The sequence below is a fragment of the Kitasatospora sp. NPDC051164 genome (assembly GCF_044455625.1).
GTDB lineage: Bacteria > Actinomycetota > Actinomycetes > Streptomycetales > Streptomycetaceae > Kitasatospora.
The window spans coordinates 1-15732 of record NZ_JBITFB010000037.1; the positions used below are offsets into that span (position 1 = coordinate 1).

A 15732-nucleotide genomic window follows, 5' to 3' on the forward strand; every position below is an offset into this window, starting at 1 on the left:
GCGCTGCACGGCCTGGTCGCCTCCGACGGCAACCCCAAGGACCGGCACAAGACCTGGCGACTCGAAGGCGCCGCCGGACTGGACGCCGCCGGGCAGGAGCTCGGGATGGTCCGCTCGGAGATGGGTGGCACCGCCCGGGGCGCGGGCCGCTCCGGCGCCCAGCACGCGATGGCCGTCAACGAGACGATCGCCGCGTTCGTCCTCGGCGGCAGCGCGCCCGGGGCCGCGGGCGGGGTGGGCACCGTGCGCTCCTGGTCGACCGAGACCGAGTTCCTGCTGCCGGGCGGGCGGCGCAAGGTACGCCCGGACGCGGTGTGGCAGGCCGCCCTGGAGATCGGGGTGCCGGTGCTGATGGTGGAGGTCGACCGCTCGACGATGGCGCCGGAGCGGGTGGCCGCGAAGTTCACCGCCTATCGCGAGCTGTTCCGCACCAAGGTGAAGAGCACCGACCCGGCGCTGGCCGACGAGGAGCCGGCCGACGTAGTGCGGCCCCTTCGCTCCGGAGCCGGCGCTCTGCCGGTACCAGGCCGAGGCGGGCAAGCGGTCGGCGACGGCATCCGCGCGGGCAGCGGTCCGCCCCTGGTTGATCCGCACCCGCGTGCTGCAGGCGACGGCCAGGACGTAGCCGATGCCACGGGACTCCAACAGGGCGCGCAGGTGGGGGTCTTGGCCGTAGGCCTCGTCGCCGGTCACCCAGGAGGCGCCGATCCCCGCGTCCAGTGCTGCCGCGATCATCTGCCCGGCAAGCGTCGGCTTGGTCCTTTACGGGGGGTCGTGCTGTCCCGGCCTCGTTGGCGTGGCACCAGTCGCCGGCATCCACGTTACGAAGAGCCTCCCAGCACGCTGGTGGTCCTGCCTCTATCAGCGATCTACCGATGCCTCCGGTCGGGACACCAGTTGACCTTCTGCCGTCCGGCCACTGCGGGAGACGCGACACCGTCGCTCCCACTAGAGTTTGATGTGACGTCAGAACAAGGGGGCAACTCGTCCGTGACCATGAGAACGTGGCGGGAGTTCGAGGTCGCGTGCCGGCGCTGCTCGGTGCGGTCGAAGGCCCGGTCGCGGTTGGTGATGCATTTCCCCGGCGATGCCCGAGCCGTGCTCGATCTGCTCACCGGCCGACTGAACGTGCACCGCTGCCCGGTGTGCGGCGCCGTTAGCCGGCCGGCCACTCCGCTGGTAGTCGTCCGGGAGGACGACCGCGAGTTCGCCTCCTGGAGCGTGCCACAGGACATCATGGACACGCTGGAACAGCTGATCACCCCACCAGGTGGTCGGCCTCCCCGCTTCGTCCGGTGCGAGAGCCCGGAAGATCTGGCCAACACCGTTCGAGCCTGGGCCGATGACCTCCTGAAGCGCGGAATGTCCGAGCTGTCGGCCGATGAGCAGGTCCCTTATGCCTCCGAGCGGGTCCCGCTGTTGCAGACGCCGCTGGCCCTCCTGCTCATCGACCACGAGATCGGGTCGGGGTTAGTCGCTCCTGGTGAGTCTGCGCAGGAGGCCGCCGAGCGCCTGGCCCTGGCGGCCGAACTCCTCACCCGTTCGGTGGTCGAGGCCGTCGACCGGTGCTTCACCTACGCCTACCACCACGGCGGCCCCGATGCGGCGGCCCGGGTGATGACGGCGCGGATCCCGGTGAGGTGCCTGCGCCGACCGGAGGTGCTGGCGGCCCTTGCGGACCGGTGTCCACCGCTGGACGCCGAGAATCTCCTCGATCCCCCGACCGCGGACCGGGCCGTCCGGTGGGAGTACCTGAATGCTCTGGCCCACGCCTTGGCCGATGTCCCCAACCCCCGCTCCGAGATCTGGACTTCGCTGTGCTTCCTGTACTTCCGACTGTCCCGGGTGCCCGGCCTCCTCGACCCGGGCGATCTGCTGGACGCGACGACCCTGCGGCGTACGATCACCTTCGCGAGCGCCTGGGACGTGGCCTTCCAGGAGTGGCGCGATCCTGACGTTCGGCGGCACCTTGCCGACTGGTTCGACCACATCGGGATGGCCGAGCGATTCGTTCAGGAGATGAGTGGCGGGTGGCCCGTCTGGTTCTTCCAGCAGATACCGGACGACACCGAGTTGGTCGACGCGCTGCTCGGGATGGTCTTCCCGGAGCCGCGCACCGGCCCGGAGGATTCGGAATCCGGTGCCGATGTCCGGGGGGCGGAGTCAGGCCATGTGGAGGCGACGTGCCGCTCACTGCTCGCCGCCGGTCGGCAGCAGGCGGCTGAGCTGTTCGCCTGGACGGTCTGCAATCGGCTGGAGGCCGAGGGAGCCGTGGAGACGCTCGGCTGGGCGGTCATCCGCGCCATCTCGGCCTTCGCCTGGGTCCGGGAGTACGGGACCGGCCGCCGCCTGCTGATCCGCTTCAGGCCGCGGGTCCTGCGCGGCGATCCGTCCCCGGGCCTCCGCTGCGCCCTTGAGAACGAACGCGGCAACATCCTCCGCTACGGCGGTCGGCTGGACGAGGCCCTGGCAGCGTACGAGTCCGCCGAGGCGGAAGCGGGCCGGGCACCCGGTGGGCCGAGCCCGCACGGCCTTCAGACCCTGCGCACCAACCGGGCGATCGTCCTGCGTGACACCGGACGGGTCGACCTGGCCATCGACCTGCTGACGGACGCACTGGCCGAGGAGGACCCCGACTCCGTGATCCGTGTCAAGTACTCGGTGAGTCTCGCCCTGTGCCATCTGGCGGTGAACCGGCACCAGGAGGCGCTCCAGGTGGTGCGGAAAGCGGCCGGGATCGCCCTCTCGCGCAACCACACCGGTGAGCGGGTCCAGATCCTGGTCCAGTACTGCGAGCTGTCGGCCGTGGTGGAGGACCAACCCGACCTGGCAGGGCTCCAGGAAGCCTGGGACCTGACCGAGAACCTGTGGCACCCGCGGGCCCTGGTGGCCGGAGCGATCCTCTTCTGCGCCTGCCGGACCGCGGTGGACGCCGACCTGGTCTCGAAGGCACAGTCACACCTGGACACCTCGGTGCAGAACGGCCGGATCGATCCGTTCGGCCTGCTCCGCCTGGTCCAGTACCGGCGGGCCCGGGGCGACCTGGCCGGTGCCCGCGCGGCAGCGGGGCGGTACGAGCCGTTCGTCGGCCGCGTCGGCATGCCTTGGGAATTGCTCTGGGAACGGTTTCGGCTGCTCGACGCGACCGGACCCGAGGTGCGTTGGCCCGCCGCCCTCCTGCTGCTGGACGCCCTCGACGACAGGATCGTCGCCCCAGCCGCCGGAACGGACCTGGTCGGGTCCTGGCTCACCGACAAGGAGGAGGTGCAGCGGGAGCTCGTCACCTGCGCCACCGAAGCCGTCGCCCGGCACACCGCCGGACCGGCCGCGCTCCTGCGGGTCGCGGAGTTCGTCGGGGGCCGCGAGGTCCGCAGCCGCCTCCCGCGACCCGACCGGACGCCGTCGGGCATGGCCGACCGCGTGGCGGCGGTCCTCGAACTCAGCCGCAGCCACGGTGTGCCCGCCGCCCTGGTCACGTTCCTGGAGGCCCCGGACGGGCTGCGGCTGGTCACCGCCGACCCGGCCGGAGTGATGCGGGCCGTCACGCTGCCTGTCCTGCCGCGCGAACTCCGTACCCTGCGGGCCGCCTTCGACGTCAGCGCCGGCACCGGTTGTGTGACGACACGCCAGCAGCGTGCGGCCCTCGCCCCGCTCGCGGAGTTCCTGCGCCTGGTCGGCGAATCCATCGCCGACCATCTGGCGGGGGAGCAGCACCTCCTGCTGCTGCCCAGTGCCGAGTTGCTTGGCATCCCGTTGCACGCGGCCACCCTGCCCGGCGGCCGACTGCTCCTGGAACGCAACTCGATCGGCTACGGCCCCAATCTCGGCGTCATCGAGTCCGTGCTCGCCACCGGCCCGCTCCCCCCACCGGGCATCCACCCCTCGGCCGTGCTCACCGTGCCCAAGGAGGGCGACCGCGAGGAGTTCGCCGAGCGGCTCCGGAACTCAGCCCACCGGTTGGCCGGCCTGCTCGGACCGTCCACCCGCCGGCTCGACGGCGTCCGGGCCGACAAGGCCGCCCTGCTCGAGGTACTCCCCGCCGTCCGGCATCTCCTGGTCCTGGCCCACGGCGCCAACTCCCTCCCCGCCCGTGGTCGGGGCATCTGCGTCGCGGACGGCAAGGTGCTGCCGCCGGCGCCGCTGCCGGTCGAGCAGGCGCCCGAGCTGCGGCGGTTCCTGGTGGACTCGGCCGACCTGGCCGGCGCCACGGTCTGCCCCGAGGTGGTCGTCTCGATCGCCTGCTCCTCCGGCCGGAACCGGCCCGGGGCGGGAGGTACCCGGATCGGGCTTGAGAGAGCCCTGTTCGCGGGCGGCACCCGGTCATTGATCGCCCCGCTCTGGGACGTCGACCACGTCTCCGCCCTGGGCTTCGTCGAATCCCTCTACACCCGTTGGAGCCGGGAACCCGGACAACCGCTCGCCCAGCACTACCGCGCCGCGGTCCTGGAGAACCGGGACCGATACGAACACCCCTTCCACTGGGCGCCGTTCGCGCTCAGGGGGAGCTGGCTGTGACCCGAGGAGAATGCCGATGACCACCGACTCCGCCCTGCCGTCCGACGCTGCCGACATCCCGGAACTCGCCGCCTCGATCGCCGCACTCAACCGCGAGGAGGTCTTCGAGGCTGTCCTCGCCCTCGGCGACCTGCTGACCGAGGACACCCCCGAGCAGGAGGCGCTGTCCGACCTGATGGCAGAGGTCGAACGGAACCCGTACGCCATGCTCCCCGACGTGGAGGATCTGGCGAGGATTCTGTTGCTGACAGCGGCCGGTACCGAGGAGTGGCGTACCCCGGTCACGGACGCCGTGGGTTCGGCCGGTCGGAAGGCCTTCGTGTTCGGCGGACTGGAGATCGTCGCCGTCGGCGCCCTCGCGGTCGCCGGCCTGGCGGTGGTGCTCGCCCGGGGCAAGGCCGAGGAGCGGACCACGATGGAGCTGGACGAGAACGGGAAGCTGCGCTATGAGCGGGAGGTCGTGTACACCTCGGGCAGTGGACTGGTCCGCGCACTGGCCAAGTTCCTGGGCACCTTCCGACAGCCCTAGATGTGCATCTGCCGGAGCTTGATTACACCTGGGTCTCGGTCTTCTGCTTGAGGCGTTCGTGTGGAAGTTGCAGTAGTCCTCCCATTCTCGGAGTTTGTCGTTCAGGGCGCCGGTGTCGTCGATGACGACACCGGCGAGCATGCGATAGAACTCCTCGACGTCGATGCGGTGCGAGCGTTCGACCTTGCCGTTGAGGTGCGGTGATGCCGGCTTGCTGTACGTGTGGGCGATTCCCTTGTCGAGCACGTACGGCCGGGACCAGGTGGTGCATTGAGGAATGCTTCCAGGCCGCGAAAGGGCGTTGTCACGTTATTAGGTGCGAGAGTGCCTGAGGGTGTGTCGGGGTGTGGTGGGGCCGGGTTGCAGCTGTGTGTTCAGGCCGCGGTGGGCGGGCCGGCGGTTCCGGTGACCTGCTCCCAGATCGCGAAGCGGACGGTCATCTCGGCTCGGTAGCCGGTGGCGGCCATCAGGGGGCGGCGAGGTCTGGGCGGATGCGACTTCTGGGACGAGGTCCACCAGGCAGGATCAGCAGGGTGACGGAGATCGCGGTCACCGCGTCGGTGAAAAGCACCAGGCGCTCCCCCGAGACGCCCCCCTCGATCCTGTCCGGCGCCGGAACCGACGGCTCTGCCGGGTCGGCCCCTCCCGTCTCGGTCTCGTCGATGACGCCACTGGAACCGGGAACCCGCGAACACTTGTGCTGCCCCCAGCCCCGTGTGGGGTTTGCGGATCGCTTCTCAGGCTCTGGAGGGCCGCTGTCCCTGGGAGCCGTCGGCCGCAAGCGGAAGATTGCGCAGCGACAGTGCGCTCGGCGCTGGCAGCGCTCCGTGGGCCGCCTCGGCGCGGAACGACTGGAGCAAGTACGCCACCAGACGCCGGGACGCCGCACGGTCACCTGGCAGTGCGGTGACCAGACCGCAGTGGGACAACATGGCTACGGCAAAGTCGGAGGGGTGGAAGTCGGCCCGCAGCGCGCCCGCTGCCTGAGCCCTGCGGACCAGGGTCATGAAGTCCCGCTCGGCCTGTTCCCGTAGCCGCGCGTGTTCTCGCGTGCTGTCCGGAAAGGCCGCGACGAACGCGGCCGGGAAGCCCCGTTCCTCCCGTTGTAGTTCGCAGACCGTCTCGACCAGCCGCTGGAAGCCCTGCCACGGATCGGGGTCGGCCAGCGCCTCGGTGAGCGCCCGGGCACAGGTGTCCATCTGGTGCGCGAACGCGGCCCGCACCAGGGCGTCCCGCGTCGGGAAACGCCGGTACAGCGTCGCCACGCCGACTCCCGCCCGTCGGGCCACGGTCGCCATGGGCGCGTCGATGCCGTGCTGGGCGAAGACCACGCGGGCAGCCGCGAGGATGCGCAGCCGGTTGCGCCGGGCGTCCGCCCGCAGAATGTCCTGCCCCGCGATCCGAGAGGATTCCCCCACCGCTCTCTCTCACCTTCGGTCAAATGGACGATCTCGTCCGCTTGCCAGCCTACGCTCGGCGCCACGATCCCCCGCACGGCCACTGGTGGCGAAGGTGAGAACCCAACGATGGACGACCGCACGATGAAAGCCGTACTGTTCGACCGCTTCGGCGGCCCCGAGGTGCTGTATGTGGGCCGGGTGCCACGTCCCGGACCGGCACCCGGCGAGGTCCTCGTGCGCGTGCGCGCGTTCAGCGTGAACGGCGGCGAACTGGCGGCCCGTTCCGGTCGGGCCCGCCTCCTCACCGGCCGGAAGTTCCCGCAGCGCATCGGGCTGGACTTCACCGGCGAGATCGCCGCACTCGGCACCGGCGCGACCGGCGTAGCGGTCGGCGACCAGGTGTGGGGCGTCCTGGGCCGCAGCTCCGGATTCGGCAGCGCTGCCGAGTACGTGACGGTACGGCCCGAGCGGCTCGGCCGGGTCCCGGACGGACTGGACCTCGTGGCCGCCGCCGCGCTGCCGGTGGCCACCACGGCCATCACGGCCCTGCGCGACAAGGCCGCACTGCGCCCAGGCGAACGGCTGCTCGTACGGGGCGCGGCGGGCGGCGTCGGCAACGCCGCCGTCCAGCTCGGACAGGCGTACGGCGCCGAGGTCACGGCCCTGGCCCGCGCTGCCAACCTCGACTTCGTCCGCACGCTCGGCGCCTACCACGCCGTCGACCACCGGGCCGTGTCCCCCGTGGAACTGGGACTGTTCGACGTGGTCCTGGACACGGCGGGCACCGACCTGCGTAGCCTACGGCGGCTGCTGAAGCCCGGCGGGCGCATGGTCACCATCGCCCTCGACCTGACGCGGCCCGTCGCCTCGCTGGGCTACATCGCGGCCAGCGCCGTCCACGGACGCGGCCGGGTGCGCTTCTTCAGCGGCAACCCCGAACGTGCGCTCTTCGACGACCTCGCCCGCCAGGTGACGGAGGGGAAGCTGCGGCCGGCGGTGGACACGGTCTTCCCGCTGGAAGAGACAGCGGCGGCGCACCGGGCGCTGGAGGCGGGCGGGGTGCGGGGCAAGTACGTGGTCAGGGTCGACTAGGGTTCGTTGGGAAGCGCTGGTCACAGCCGCGCCCAGCGCCGACCGCCACGGCGGGCTCTCCGGAGAACTCGCCGGCGCCCACTGAGCAGCAGGAAGCCCACCAGCGCGTTCCTGCCGAGGGTGACATGAGGGCGGTGTTGTTGTGGTGGTGGGGTGGGGCGGGCTGTTCTCAGCCGGTGTGTGGCACGACCGCGAAGACGGGCGGCTGGTCAGCGTTGTCGGGGATGGGTTTCCGCGAGGTGGTCCAGTCGTACTTTGTCGAGGTGGTTTTGGTGATGCGTTCGGTGCCGTCGAGGATCGCGGTCAGGGCGGCTTCGCGGATCAGGCGTGTGAGGCTTCCGATACGTCCGGCGGTGCGCTGGTGGAGATACGGGGCGTGGCGGGGAAGGCTGCCGGTGTGGTGGCGTTTGAGGTCGAGGGCTTGTTCGAGGTCGGTGATCAGGTCGGTGAACGGGCGACGGTTGCCCTGCCGGGCGGGTAGGGCGCCGGCTCCTCTTCGCCTCGGATCGCCCACGGGCGGCCGCGCGATCACTGGGCAAATCTGCCGTATTTCCAGCCGATGGGTGCTCCCCCTCTCGAACAACCAGGCGGGCTGAGCGAATCCCCGGCATCAGACCTGTTCATGCCGCCCCCGCTGCTGACATTCTGTCCACTTGGTTGTGCTCCCCTGTCCACCCCCGATCCGGAGGCTCCCCCCTTGTCCCCGCTGACCCGTCGCACCTTCCTCGGCTCGGCCGCCGCCCTCGGCGCCGCGCTGGGCATCGACGCCCTCCCCGACGCGGCCCCGAAGGCCGCGGCCGCGACCTCCGCCACCGGCACCGGCACCATCCGCGACGTGCGCCATGTCGTCGTCCTGATGCAGGAGAACCGCAGCTTCGACCACTACTTCGGCTCGTTGAAGGGCGTGCGCGGCTTCGGCGACCGCAGCGCCGTCACCATCGGCGGCAACGGCACCCCGGTGTTCGCCCAGCCCGGGCTGCTGTGGGGCCACCAGTACCCGTGGCAGCTGAGCACCACGCCCTCGACGGTCTTCACCAGCTCCGAGAAGTTCGCGCAGTGCGACCAGTCGCTCGACCACGGCTGGTCCAGCCAGCACAAGGCGTGGAACAACGGCCGGATGGACAGCTGGATCTCCGCCAAGCTGTCCGACCGCGCCATGGGCTTCATGAACCGGTCCGACATACCCTTCCACTACGCCCTGGCCGACGCCTACACCGTCTGCGACGCCTACCACTGCTCGATCCTCAGCGCCACCGGCCCCAACCGCACCTACCTGTGGAGCGGCACGATCGACCCGTCCGCCGGCGCGGGCGGCGCCGCGTACGACGGCGGAGAGGAAAAGGGCCTGCGCTGGCAGACCTACGCCGAGGCACTGCAGAACGCCGGCGTGAGCTGGAAGGTCTACCAGAACGCGGACGACAACTTCGGCGACAACGCCCTCGCCTACTTCACCCAGTTCGCCAACGCCCCGGCCGGCAGCCCGCTGCACGACCGGGGCATGGCCTCCGTCCCCAAGGCGACCGGCCGCACCCCCGACGACATCGCCGCCGCCATCCGGGCCGACGCCGTCAACGGCACCCTGCCCCAGGTCTCCTGGATCGTCCCCGACCAGAACTCCTCCGAGCACCCGGACGCCCCGCCGAACGACGGCGCACACTTCGTCAACCTGGTCCTCCAGGCCCTCGCCGCCGACCCCGACGTGCTCGACTCCACCATCCTGTTCCTCAACTACGACGAGAACGACGGCTTCTTCGACCACGTCCCGCCGCCCACCGCGCCCGCCGGCACCCCGGGGGAGTTCTACAACGGGACCAACATCGGCCTCGGCTTCCGCGTCCCGATGATCGTGGTGTCACCGTGGAGCCGCGGCGGCTGGGTCAGCTCCGAGGTCTTCGACCACACCTCCGTGCTGCGCTTCCTGGAGACGTGGACCACCGCACTCGGCACACCCGCCCACTGCACCAACATCTCCGACTGGCGGCGGCAGGTCTGCGGCGACCTCACCGGCACCCTCGACTTCACCAACCCGGTGTACGGGCTGCCGCCACTGCCCGACACCAGCGCGGTGATCGGTCGGTCCGGCTGCACCTTCCTGCCCAACCCCATCCCGACCAACAACACCATGCCCGCCCAGGAGCCCGGCACCAAGTCCGCCCGCGCCGTGCCATACCAGCCCAACGGCTCGGTGGACCGGATCGAGTACGGCCCGAACGGCAAGATCCTGCTCTGGCTGCGGATGTCCAACGAGGGCCGGCACGCCACCAGGCCCGCCCACTTCTCCGCCTACGCCAACGCCCACCGCGGCGGCGGCCCCTGGCAGTACACGGTCCCCGCCCACGATCCGGCGAGCGGTACCGACGGCACCGCCCAGGACTACTTCAACATCGGCTCGGGCTTCGGCGACGGCGCGTACGATCTCAGCCTCTTCGGCCCCAACCGCTTCCTGCGCCGGGTCGTCGGCAACGCCACCGGCGCCGGCCGGTACGCCGAGGCCACCAGCTCCTACGCCGCGGCTCCCGACACCGGCAAGCAGGCGATCTGGTTCACCCTGACCAACCAGGCCGCCTCCGGCCGCACCGCGACCTTCACCATCACCACCAACCAGTACCGCTCCGACGGCCCCTGGATCTACAGGGTGCCCGCCGGCGGCAGCGTCTCCGACTACTTCAACGCCGTCGCCTACACCCACGGCTGGTACGACTTCACCGTCACCGTCGACCTCGACCCCGCCTGGTCCCGCCGCTTCGCGGGCCACGTCGAGACCGGCGGGACCAGCATCACCGGCTGAGCGCACAACAGCCGGCCCGGTCCGTACCGTCGGCCCGCCCGGGCCGACGGCCTCGCGCTCACCCGCGTTCGGCCGTACGGTCGGCCCATGACACGCCGTCCGTTCATCCACCGGCGTTGGCCGGAGGTCGCCGCGTCACTGCCCCACCTCCCGCTGGGCGACGCCCCGACGCCCGTGCGCCCGCTGACGGGCCTGGGCTGCCGGTCCGAGCTGTGGCTCAAGGACGAGAGCGGCTACGGGCACGGGGGTTGGGGCGGGAACAAGGTCCGCAAGCTGGAGTGGCTACTGCCCGAGCTCCGACGCGGGCGCCCGCGGACCGTCCTGACCGTCGGCGGCCTCGGCACCAACTGGGGCCTGGCAACCGCGCTCTACGCCCGGGAGCAGGGTCTCGACGTCGCACTCGCGCTGGTCGACCACCCGGTGGACGACCACGTCCGCGCCCAGCTGCGACGGCTGCACGACTCCGGAGCCACCCTCCACTTCGCCCACACCAAGGCCCGGCTGCTGCTGGCCGCGCCCTGGCTGTTCGCCCGGCACACCCGCGGCCTGGCCCTGCCCCGCTACCTGCCGCCCGGCGGGTCCTCGCCGCTCGGCGCGCTCGGGTACGTCGAGTGCGCGCTCGAACTGGCCGAGCAGGTGGTGCGGGGACTGCTGCCGGAGCCCGGCTGGGTCGTGACGGCGGTGGGCTCCGGAGGCACCGCGGCCGGGCTGGCCCTGGGCCTGCGGCTGGCCGGCCTGCGCACCCGCGTCCTGGGGGTCGTGGTCAACGACACCCTCCGCCTCGACAGCGCCGCGCACACCCGTCTGGCGGCCAAGTCCCAGGCGCTCCTGCGGGCTCGGGGCGCTCGACTGCCCCGCATACAGCTCCGTGCGGACGACGTCGTCGCCGAGCGCGGCTGGCTCGGCCCCGGCTACGCGCACCCGACCGCGCGTGCCCGGGCCGTCCTCGACCGGGCGGCGTCCGAGGCCGGCTTGGAGCTGGAACTCACCTACACCGCCAAGGCGATGGCCGCGCTGCTCGACCTCGACGCGGCCGGACGCTTCGCCGACGGGCCGGTGGTGTTCCTCAACACCTTCGGCCCCCGGTGACCGAGTCGGCTGACGTCCCGGTCTTGGTGACGGCCCTCAGCAGCAGCTCGATCGCCTGCCGGACCGAGCGAGGCGGCTGCGGCCCTCCACCGTTCGCGGCCCGGACCGCTGTTGTACCGTCCAACCATGATCGGCTCCGCGCTGGTGCGCCTTGCGACCTTCAACGTCCTGCACGGGCGGCAGCTCCTGGACGACGGCCGCCCGCCGACGACGGCCTCCGACACCACCACCGTGCACCCGCTCGTCGAGGCCGTCGCGTCCCTGGACGCCGACGTGGTGGCGCTGCAGGAGCTCGACCGCTTCCAGGAGCGGTCGGGCCGGGTGGACCAGGCGCGGGCGATCGCCGAGGCGACCGGTGCCGCGGACTGGCGCTACGCCTCGGCGTTCCACGCCCGGTCCGTACCGGGCCGGACCTGGGTCCTCGACCGGTCCGAACCAGGGCTGCGGGTGTACGCGCCCCGGGCGCCGGGCACCACGGAGAGGCTCCCTCGCACGGCATCGCGCTGCTGTCCCGACTGCCGGTCCTGAGCCGGCGAGCCCGGCGGTTCAGCGCGCCTCCCGTCGGCCTGCCGCTGCGAGTGGCCGGGCGGAGGGGCCTCACGGTGATCCGCGACCATCCGCGCCCGTCTTCCGCAACGGGTGCAAGGGTGGCGCGGGCTACCGATTCGGAGTTTTCGCCCAGGCCAGGGGCCTGGTGAACCATCCCTGCCGGTAAATCGTCAGCATTGGTAGGCCGGGGGTCCGAACTGCCCACCACCCAGGGCCGAGGTGACCCGCAGCCGTACGACTCGACACGGCACGGCACGGCCCGAAGCATACAGACAGCTCAGGAGATCAGATGACCTCATCCGAGACCTTCTCGGCCTTCTATTCGTCACTCGGCGCCGCTGCACGGGCCCCCGGCGGAGCGGGGGTATCAGGGGAGGGGCCGGCCATGCCGCCCTGGCTGGCGCAGGTGTCGGAGGTGCTGTTCGACGGAATGGACGCCGGCACGGCGACGGCTTGGGCGCGCCGTGTGCACCGGGAGTTGGAGCGGTTGAACGGCAGGGTGCCGTTCAGTGTGGTCCATGACTGGTACTGCTCCGCCGTCGGCCCGATACTGACCGAGGCGAGTGCACGGCGTGGCGGGTCCGCCGCGCAGCACCAAGCCGTACTGGCTTTGCACGCACGGGCCATGGACGACGGTCCGATCGACGAGAGCACGTGGCGCACTGCGCTCGAACCGGAGCTGCGGGAGCTCTTCCGCGACGCGTACCCCTACGCCGAGGCCTACGCCACGGCCGCTGCTGCCGCGGGCTCCTATGCGCTGGCGAACGGCTACAGCGAGGCCGAGGCTGCCCGGTACGGCGAGACCTACGCGGAGCTCAACACCGCAGCCAACGTGCGTTCCCATGCCGACGCGAACGCCTTGGCCAACGCGGCCGCCGTGGCGGCGGCGTACGCGGCGGCGGACTCGGCCGCCTATGCCGCGACCTATCCGTCTGCCCGGATCCGCGCAGTGGTGCGGGTGCATGCCGACCGGCAGGACGAGCGCGGCGAGCACGCCACCTGGGCGCGCCTGGCCGACGGCCTCGCCGCCGGCCTGGCCCGCGCAGACGCGGCCTGAGCCGGATCGACCCGGCACCCGGGCTCGGGTCCGAGCCCGGGTTCGGGTTTCGGGTTTCGGGTCCGGGTCCGAGCCGGCTCAGCCCTTGAGCGGCCCGCCGTTGATGGCGACCCGGCGCCCGTAGCGGGTGTGCGGGTAGTAGTCGTACGTGGCGTGGTGCTGAACGCAGCGGTTGTCCCAGAACACCAGGGTGTTGGGGCTCCAACGGATGCGGCAGGTCAGCATGGGCCGCTGGGCCGGCAGGGCGAAGAGCAGGTCGAGCAGGGCCCGGCTCTCGTCGGCCGACAGCTGGGGGATGCGGGCGGTGTAGGCCTTGTTGACGTAAAGGATCCTGCGGTCGGTCTCGGGGTGACGCACCACCAGCGGGTGCTCGCTCTTGGGTATCACGTACCCCTTGGGCGGGGTGTAGCCCTGGAAGGCGACAAGGCCGTCGTGTACCGCGGTCAGGCCGTCGAGCAGCTCGCGCATCCTCGGAGACAGCATCTCGTACGCCAGGTGCATGTTGGCGAACAGGGTGTCGCCGCCGCTGCCCGGCTCCGGCACGCGGGTGAGGTAGAGCATCGACCCGAGCGAGGGTTCGGCGTCGGCGGTGCCGTCGGCGTGCCAGCCGTTGCCGGCGACGTTCGCCGCCTCGGCGCTGGTGCTGATCTCCAGGATGTACGGATCCGCGTCGACCGGGGGCGGGTTGACCGGGCGCAGTTCGCCGAAGTGCCCGGCGAAGCGCTTGTGGTCCTCGTCCGTCAAGTCCTGGTCACGGAAGACGAGGACGTGGTGGTGGAGGAACGCCTGCTTCAGTTCGGCCAGTTGCTCGTCCGACAGCTCCTGCGAGAGGTCGACGCCGGAGATCTCGGCACCGATCACCGGGGTGACCGAGTCGACGGTGATGGTCCGGTACTCCTTGGCGGGTCGGGTGGTGACGGCCTTGACGGCGTCCAGTTCGTACTGCTCCATGACGTGCTCCTGTGGTGTAGGGGTCGGTGGCAGAGCCTGCGGATCGGGTGTCGTCACAGCCCGCGGGCCAGCAGATCCGCAAGGACCAGCCGACCGAAGGCCAGGTTGCCGTGGATGGAGTCGTCGGCCTCGCACAACTCGGGGCGCTGGAAGCCGTCCGGTCCGGTGGTGCGGGCGCGGAGGTCGACGATCTCCACGCCGAGCGCGTCGAGCGCGCTTCGGACCGTCTCCTGCGCGGCCATGAACACCGCCGGGTCGGACTGTTCCGGTACCCGCTGCGGCGGCAGCACGGCCAGCGCCCGCAGGCCCAGACCGAGTGCGTGGCGGTAGAAGGCCAGCGCGTCGCGGACGGTGGCGCGGACGATGGCCTCGAACAGCGGCCCGGACAGGAAGCCCGGGGCGAAACCGCCGTCGCGGTGGCGGTAGATGCGCCAGTTCTCGCTGGTGGCGACGTAGTGCGCGCTGAGACCGAAGGTGGACACCAGCGGGACCGCGAGACGCCCGAGGCCGTCGACGCCCATGTCGGTCAGGAAGCCCCGGTAGTACTCGTCGGCCTCGGCCTTGCGGAACACCACGTCGTGCTCGCGCGGCTCGAAGAAGTCGTCGGTGAACTCGCGCCCGGCACCGATCGGACCGCCCTGGAACGGGATCCGGGCCGCCTTCGCGGCTCGTCCGATCGGACCTGCGTGCGAGTCGCCCAGCAGCAGGAACCTAGCGGGGGCGGTAGTAGTCGAGGACGGCGTCGTCACAGCTGTCGCCTCCCTTCAGCTCCGCCGCCGGCTTGCCGGTTCGCACCGGTGGCGCAGCGGCAGGGGGCCCCGACAGCGCGGTCATGAAGTGGCGCATGACGAAGTCGACGCCCTCGGGCGCCACTTCACGCAGGTTCGGCGCGTAGAACCTGCTCCGGAACGGGAGACCGGTGATGAGTTCGTACGAGGGGAAGTAGTCGACGTCGTCGAGGTCCTGGGCCAGCTGCCCGGCCACCGTCCGCAGCAGCGACTTGGAGTAGGTGTTGGCGGTGAGCACATGGCCGCCGGTCGCGGTCGCGGTCAGCGGGTTCGGTGAGACGGTCAGCAGGACCCGCAGCCGCGGATTGGCCTCGCGGGCCAGTGCGATGGCGTCCGCCAGGTCGCGGTAGACCTCTTCGAAGGTGAACTGGTGGAAGACGTGGCGGTCCGGGTCGAAGGTGCCGCGCACGGTCCCGGGGCAGGACGGGAAGACGGTGCCGTGGGCGTCGTCCCGCCACGCCTCGGTCAGACCCAGGGTGAAGATCAGGCAGCCGGCCTCGGTGACGGCGTCGCGGATGGCGGCGAGGGTCACCCCGCGGGCTGTCAGCATCTCCTCGGCCGAGGCGTAGCCGCCGGGTTCGACGGACGGGCGATACGGGTCGTGGTACCTGCCGTCCTCCAGCCACGCCTCGGTCGGCGGGGTCGTGCGGCCGAAGGCCCAGGAGAGCCACTGCCGTAGCACGGCGGCGGTGTAGATGGTTCCGGTGCGGAACGAGAACCACCCGTAGTGGCGCGCCCTGCGCTCCTCCTCGGTCAGCCCCGGCGGGGCCGGCTCCGCGTCGTACCAGTTCATGCCCCGCTCCAGCAGGGCGCGGCCGATGTGTGCGGCGAAGCAGGACCCGGCGGTGAGGACCGGGTCGTCCTGCCCGATCGCGAACGCGGGCGTCCACAGGTCGTCGATGGCGAGCGGGTCCGGCTCGGCCACGGCGGAGCGCCAGAACGAGCGCGCCGGTAGTGACTGGTAGGGGTTCACG

12 protein-coding genes and 4 pseudogenes are annotated in these 15732 nt (G+C 71.4%); 9 read left to right on the top strand and 7 right to left on the bottom strand.

Translation table 11 applies throughout. From position 1 onward, the window contains the following. Positions 1–120: 120 nt before the first annotated feature. Positions 121–381: pseudogene (locus ACIBEC_RS38930) on the top strand (hypothetical protein); the annotation flags it as partial. Between the two features lie 258 nt (positions 382–639). On the opposite strand, the pseudogene ACIBEC_RS38935 reads toward ACIBEC_RS38930, so the two are convergent. Next, a pseudogene (locus ACIBEC_RS38935) lies at positions 640–735 on the bottom strand (hypothetical protein); the annotation flags it as partial. Positions 736–996: 261 nt separating this feature from the next. Between ACIBEC_RS38935 and ACIBEC_RS38940 the strand changes: the two are divergent. Genes ACIBEC_RS38940 through ACIBEC_RS38950 form a run of 3 tightly spaced genes read left to right on the top strand, consistent with a single transcriptional unit; the run spans position 997 to position 5248 of the window. Further along, positions 997–4515: a CHAT domain-containing protein gene (locus ACIBEC_RS38940; protein ID WP_396290084.1), complete on the top strand. Its 3519-nt coding sequence runs from the start codon at positions 997–999 to the stop codon at positions 4513–4515. A gap of 16 nt (positions 4516–4531) precedes the next feature. Beyond that, positions 4532–5044: a hypothetical protein gene (locus ACIBEC_RS38945; RefSeq protein WP_360507106.1), complete on the top strand. Its 513-nt coding sequence runs from the start codon at positions 4532–4534 to the stop codon at positions 5042–5044. Between the two features lie 60 nt (positions 5045–5104). Then, on the top strand, positions 5105–5248 hold the full coding sequence (locus ACIBEC_RS38950; RefSeq protein ID WP_360507109.1) for a hypothetical protein: 144 nt from the start codon (positions 5105–5107) through the stop codon (positions 5246–5248). Positions 5249–5418: 170 nt separating this feature from the next. Here ACIBEC_RS38950 and ACIBEC_RS38955 read toward each other — a convergent pair. Then, positions 5419–5529, bottom strand: a pseudogene (locus ACIBEC_RS38955) (IS6 family transposase); the annotation flags it as partial. A gap of 252 nt (positions 5530–5781) precedes the next feature. Continuing rightward, complete coding sequence (locus ACIBEC_RS38960; RefSeq protein WP_360507112.1) at positions 5782–6462, bottom strand: helix-turn-helix domain-containing protein; 681 nt, start codon at positions 6460–6462, stop codon at positions 5782–5784. 108 nt (positions 6463–6570) lie between these two features. Between ACIBEC_RS38960 and ACIBEC_RS38965 the strand changes: the two genes are divergently transcribed. After that, entirely contained in the window at positions 6571–7536 is a 966-nt protein-coding gene (locus tag ACIBEC_RS38965; RefSeq protein WP_360507114.1) for an NAD(P)-dependent alcohol dehydrogenase, read from the top strand. Positions 7537–7745: 209 nt separating this feature from the next. On the opposite strand, the pseudogene ACIBEC_RS38970 reads toward ACIBEC_RS38965, so the two are convergent. Beyond that, positions 7746–8023, bottom strand: a pseudogene (locus ACIBEC_RS38970) (ATP/GTP-binding protein); the annotation flags it as partial. Positions 8024–8233: 210 nt separating this feature from the next. On the opposite strand from ACIBEC_RS38970, the gene ACIBEC_RS38975 reads away from it, so the two are divergent. The 4 genes from ACIBEC_RS38975 (at position 8234) to ACIBEC_RS38990 (ending at position 13019) form a co-directional block, all read left to right on the top strand. Then, complete coding sequence (locus ACIBEC_RS38975) at positions 8234–10324, top strand: phosphocholine-specific phospholipase C (protein ID WP_360507117.1); 2091 nt, start codon at positions 8234–8236, stop codon at positions 10322–10324. Between the two features lie 87 nt (positions 10325–10411). Further along, positions 10412–11413 carry a pyridoxal-phosphate dependent enzyme gene (locus ACIBEC_RS38980; protein WP_360507120.1) on the top strand — a complete coding sequence of 334 codons (1002 nt, stop codon included), beginning with the start codon at positions 10412–10414 and terminating at the stop codon, positions 11411–11413. Between the two features lie 126 nt (positions 11414–11539). Next, positions 11540–11941, top strand: a complete 402-nt coding sequence (locus ACIBEC_RS38985; protein ID WP_360507123.1) for a hypothetical protein — start codon at positions 11540–11542, stop codon at positions 11939–11941. 310 nt (positions 11942–12251) lie between these two features. Further along, entirely contained in the window at positions 12252–13019 is a 768-nt protein-coding gene (locus tag ACIBEC_RS38990) for a SpcZ (RefSeq protein WP_360507125.1), read from the top strand. Positions 13020–13097: 78 nt separating this feature from the next. Here the strand turns inward: ACIBEC_RS38990 and ACIBEC_RS38995 are convergent, their stop codons facing one another. The 3 genes from ACIBEC_RS38995 to ACIBEC_RS39005 are packed head-to-tail and all read right to left on the bottom strand — an operon-like array spanning position 13098 to position 15731. Further along, a complete protein-coding gene (locus ACIBEC_RS38995) occupies positions 13098–13970 on the bottom strand; it encodes a TauD/TfdA family dioxygenase (protein WP_360507127.1) in 873 nt (290 codons plus the stop codon). A 53-nt stretch (positions 13971–14023) separates the two neighbouring features. Beyond that, a complete protein-coding gene (locus ACIBEC_RS39000; protein ID WP_360507130.1) occupies positions 14024–14719 on the bottom strand; it encodes a hypothetical protein in 696 nt (231 codons plus the stop codon). After that, complete coding sequence (locus ACIBEC_RS39005) at positions 14682–15731, bottom strand: GSCFA domain-containing protein (RefSeq protein ID WP_360507133.1); 1050 nt, start codon at positions 15729–15731, stop codon at positions 14682–14684. Before ACIBEC_RS39005 ends, ACIBEC_RS39000 begins: the two co-directional genes overlap by 38 nt. Position 15732: the final 1 nt, after the last annotated feature.

What these genes read in the sequence shown, in the direction of transcription:
- ACIBEC_RS38990 (WP_360507125.1), top strand. Translation starts at nt 12,252, where the DNA reads ATGACCTCATCCGAGACCTTCTCGGCCTTCTATTCGTCACTCGGCGCC.
- ACIBEC_RS38995 (WP_360507127.1), bottom strand. Translation starts at nt 13,970, where the DNA reads ATGGAGCAGTACGAACTGGACGCCGTCAAGGCCGTCACCACCCGACCC.
- ACIBEC_RS38965 (WP_360507114.1), top strand. Translation starts at nt 6,571, where the DNA reads ATGGACGACCGCACGATGAAAGCCGTACTGTTCGACCGCTTCGGCGGC.
- ACIBEC_RS38945 (WP_360507106.1), top strand. Translation starts at nt 4,532, where the DNA reads ATGACCACCGACTCCGCCCTGCCGTCCGACGCTGCCGACATCCCGGAA.
- ACIBEC_RS38940 (WP_396290084.1), top strand. Translation starts at nt 997, where the DNA reads ATGAGAACGTGGCGGGAGTTCGAGGTCGCGTGCCGGCGCTGCTCGGTG.
- ACIBEC_RS38985 (WP_360507123.1), top strand. Translation starts at nt 11,540, where the DNA reads ATGATCGGCTCCGCGCTGGTGCGCCTTGCGACCTTCAACGTCCTGCAC.
- ACIBEC_RS38980 (WP_360507120.1), top strand. Translation starts at nt 10,412, where the DNA reads ATGACACGCCGTCCGTTCATCCACCGGCGTTGGCCGGAGGTCGCCGCG.